Raw genomic sequence first — 4,196 nt, 5'->3', positions numbered from 1 at the left:
GTTTTAATGTGTAAATCGTTTATTTTATATGAATTTGTTATAGGTTGATGACTATAATTTAAAATATTATTTATTTAAGTTTTCTACAATGCCTAGGATATCCTCTGCTTTACGGGCAATATGTGTTACGCCTAATTCTTGGTGGAGAGATTCTTCTCTAAAGCCCCAGGTAACACCGATACATAGTAGTCCAGAGTTTTCTGCAGTTGCTACGTCAACTTCAGAGTCACCTACATAAATAGACTCTTCTGGTGTAGAGCCTAGTTCTTTTAAGGCTTGGAGTACCATGTCTGGTGCTGGTTTACGTTGTAAGCCAGGTCTTTCACCAATAGCAACAGGTAAGCGATCGCCAAAGTACTCTTTATTAAGTGGTGTTACACCTTCTTGGATTTTATTAGACACGATAGCTAATTTATAGCCTTGTTCATGCAATGTATCTAGCATATCTAGGATGCCCGGGTAAGGAGCTGTTGTGTCTTTTAAATGCTCACCATAGTATGCTTTGAATTCCTCAATGTATGGCTCTAATTCGTGATCTGATACAGAACTTGGTAAACATTGACGCATCAAGTAGGTTACTGCATTACCAAGTGCTGCCTTAACCTCTGCTAGAGACTTTTCAGGGAAGTTATGTGTACGTAGTACATGATTTACAGCATTTGCTAAATCTGTAGCCGTATCGAGCAATGTGCCGTCGCAATCAAAAACGATGGTTGTATATTTCATGGGGACCTCCAATACGAAATCTATATACTTTATAAGTATATGATAAATATGGAGAAAATCAAGAGAATAGCCGTATTTGTTACTATAATTGTGTTACAATAGTAGCAGTAATTATTACAGCGTATAGGAGGCGTAGTATGACTGAAATACAAGCTCTTTTATTGATAAAATCTATTCTTGAATCCGCAGATGTTCACGGCATTGAAAATATTCTAGCCGAGGATTGCGAATACATGTCCACAGGGCGTGGTATTATTGGCCGCAATCGTAATGAAAGTATTGAGTTTTTATCCTCGATGACTGAGTCTATTAAGGCTGATAATGTGCCTGTTACGTGCAAGGTGATGCATATTACCGATGTGTACGAGGAGGATGCGCTATTCCATGAGGGACGTCATGGTTTGACTGTTTCTTATGAAAGCGGCGATAACTATGTGTACATGATTTTTGTAGATGTAAATGATGAGGGCCTTGTAGACCGCATCGTATCTAGTCAGGAAAACTATAGTATTGAGTATGATGATCTTCGCTTTGGCGAGGATGAAAGCGAGTATGCATTTATTTCTGCACCAACTACTGTGAAAGATTGGATTACAGCCCTCAGCATGTGGCTTGAAACAGCGAATGTCGATGTGGATGATTTTTATCAGTACATCGATGAAGACACACGTGTTGTATTCCAAAAAGGCGATGCTGAATCCATCACCCTTGAAAGTGGCCTTGATGTAGAAGATTACTTTGATCAGCTCATGAACCAACACTTTGATGCGGTACCTCATATCATTCGCGATGAAGAAGATGGCCTTATTTTAACCTATGGTCCTATGAGTGCCATTGCAACCCTCAATGAAGAAGGCGCACTAGCGCTTATTAGTATCTATATCGACACACGCGACGAAGACGAAGCTACTGATGAAGTTGGCTATATCGAAGAAGAATTAACTAAGACAACAACTACTGAAGAAGATTTATTATAAATAACTCTATCAGTAAAATGTACTATACTTATTCTAAATATATATGGTTAGCGAGATACTACCAGTTAAAAGTATTATGTTTAGTCTAACTACATATGATTAATGAGATGCTACCAGTTAAAAATATTATATTTAATCTAGAAATGTAAAAAACTACCAGTTAATTTCACGTTGTAGTAGAACGACCTCCTGTTATTGAAAATCGGTTTACAAAACAACATGACTAACTGGTAGTTTTAAATTTAATTAGAAATAATTATTTTTAATTGGTAGTATCTCAAAAAAGGGTATATATGAGATGCCTGAAATTATTTTTAACTGGTAGTATCTCTAAAATAGATATATGTAAGAGAACCAAAAGCTTTTCTACATTTCATCATGGTCTTTAATGAGACCAGCTTTTTTCTTTTTCCAATAGGAGTAGTAGAATGGCAAGATTACAATACAGCCGCCTAGACCCCATAGTAATTGGTTAGTTTGTGCTTGGGCGAGCATCCATAGGGAGGTGCCGATCGCAATAACTGGGATTAAATAGCCACCAGGGATTGTATAAGAACGAGCTTTGTCTGCCCATTTACGACGGAAGATAATAACCGCTAAACATGTTGGTAGGTATTGTGTAAAACGAGATACTGCACTGATGGCTGCTAGTGTAGTAAAGGAACCAGACCATGCAAGTAATACACTGGCAATAGCAGTAACAATAGCTGCAACATATGGTGCATTGTAACGATTACGTTTAGCTAGAGCACTTGGTAACATACCGTCTTCAGCCATAGAGGTAGCCACACGAGGTGCATAGTAAGCCTCCGCAAAGTTGATACCACCCATAGAAATCAGTGTTCCTACTAATACAACGTACATACCGATAGGACCTACAATTACGTTAAAAGCATCTTGGACTGGTGCTTTTGTATTAGCCAAGTCAGTACCGAGTACACCGATAGATACGGCGAGGATTGCCATATATAGAACGGACACGAGAAGCATACACATGATAATAGCACGTGGTAAATTCTTTTTAGGATTTTTCATATCCTCTGCAGCAATGGCAATAACTTCAAATCCTGTATAGGCAAAGAATAGAAGAACTGCGGCTTGTGCAAATGATCCATCCACATAAGTATCTTGCGGGAAGACTGGCGTAAAGTTAGCTCCATTTATAAAGAAAATGCCAATTGCAATGAATAAGGCAAGAGGGACTAACTTAGAAATAGTGATTAAGTTGTTAACGAATTTTGATACGTTAACACCAAAGATATTTACAATGGTAAGACCTACAATCAAGATAAATGAAATAACATCTTTTGCAAGATCACCACTTAACGCCGGTACTGCAGCACCTAATGCGGTAGCAAAGCCAACGGCCATGGCCGCCCAAGCAATAACGGTTACAATCCATTTTAGAACGCCTACTTCGAAGGCCCAAAAGTCACCTAATGCATGTTTTGCATATAGGTAAGGTCCGCCATTACGTGTAAATAGGCTTGCCGCTTCAGCAAAGCAAAGGGCGATACATCCTGCAATAACGGCATCAAATAATAGGACGCCTAAACTAGCGGAACCAATGATAGAATATGCTTTGTTTGGTAGTAGGAAAATACCTGTCCCTACAATACCATTGATGCCTAGGAGTACAATACTCCAGAAGCCAAATTTTCCTGTTTCTTTCATACTAAAACCTTCCTACTATTTAGTTATATTTTCTCGAGCTGCTGTTACAAAGGCAGCAAATAAACGTTTTGCATTTTCATCTGTTTCAGACATCATTTCTGGATGGAATTGGCAGGCTACTAACCAAGGATAGGAAGCGTCTTCTAATGCTTCTACAGTACCATCCTTAGCTCTTGCTACTACTTGTAAACCTTTACCAACATGTTTTACTGTTTGATGATGGTGGGAATTTGTAATCCATGTGGAGCGACCAATAGCACTAGCAAGCTTAGATTCAAATTCAATATCTACTGTATGAGTGCCAAGAGAAGGTGTTTGGTTTTGTGAATGTTTTATCGTACAGTTTTCATCATACTGTAAATCTTGGTATAGAGAACCACCACGATATACATTTAAAATTTGAATGCCTCGGCAAATACAAAAGATAGGAATCTGTTTTTCTTCTGCTGCTTTTAATAATGCAAAATCGAATTGATCTCGTTCAGGGAATACATCGCCTAGACCTTGCAATGGTTCCTCACCGTAATTTAGGGGAGATACATCATGGCCACCAGATAATAATAAGGCGTCAAGTTTTGCTACTGTTTCACGGGCTACGTCCAGATTTTTTGTAAATGGAATGATAACTGGAATGCCACCAGCCTCTTCGATAGAGCGTGGATAATCATGGTTTACATAAGAACGTAATAAATCTACGTAGGCACCGCCGCTATCTCGTAAGATATTGCCAGATACACCAATGAATGGTTTTGTCATAATATCACCTCGTATGTGTAAAAATTTGTACAATTAGTATAGTTTAAGTATATCAAATATTAG

Annotated in this window: 4 protein-coding genes; 1 reads left to right on the top strand and 3 read right to left on the bottom strand. The window is 38.3% G+C overall.

Features of this window, described 5'->3' with window-relative positions; all coding sequences use genetic code 11:
• Positions 1-66: 66 nt before the first annotated feature.
• A complete protein-coding gene (locus tag QZ334_RS07200) occupies positions 67-726 on the bottom strand; it encodes an HAD family hydrolase (protein WP_295233189.1) in 660 nt (219 codons plus the stop codon).
• Between the two features lie 137 nt (positions 727-863).
• Here QZ334_RS07200 and QZ334_RS07195 point away from each other — a divergent pair, with 137 nt between their 5' ends.
• Positions 864-1,703, top strand: a complete 840-nt coding sequence (locus tag QZ334_RS07195; RefSeq protein ID WP_295233187.1) for a hypothetical protein — start codon at positions 864-866, stop codon at positions 1,701-1,703.
• Positions 1,704-2,069: 366 nt separating this feature from the next.
• Here QZ334_RS07195 and QZ334_RS07190 read toward each other — a convergent pair whose 3' ends face one another.
• Both QZ334_RS07190 and QZ334_RS07185 read right to left on the bottom strand, forming a co-directional pair.
• Positions 2,070-3,377, bottom strand: a complete 1,308-nt coding sequence (locus tag QZ334_RS07190; RefSeq protein WP_295233184.1) for an APC family permease — start codon at positions 3,375-3,377, stop codon at positions 2,070-2,072.
• A gap of 15 nt (positions 3,378-3,392) precedes the next feature.
• Positions 3,393-4,133 (bottom strand): gamma-glutamyl-gamma-aminobutyrate hydrolase family protein, encoded by a 741-nt coding sequence (locus QZ334_RS07185; protein WP_295233182.1) that lies wholly within the window; start codon positions 4,131-4,133, stop codon positions 3,393-3,395.
• Positions 4,134-4,196 lie beyond the last annotated feature (63 nt).

The organism is Veillonella sp., assembly GCF_019414865.1.
Classification (GTDB): domain Bacteria; phylum Bacillota; class Negativicutes; order Veillonellales; family Veillonellaceae; genus Veillonella.
This window is presented reverse-complemented; position numbering and strand designations above follow the sequence as displayed.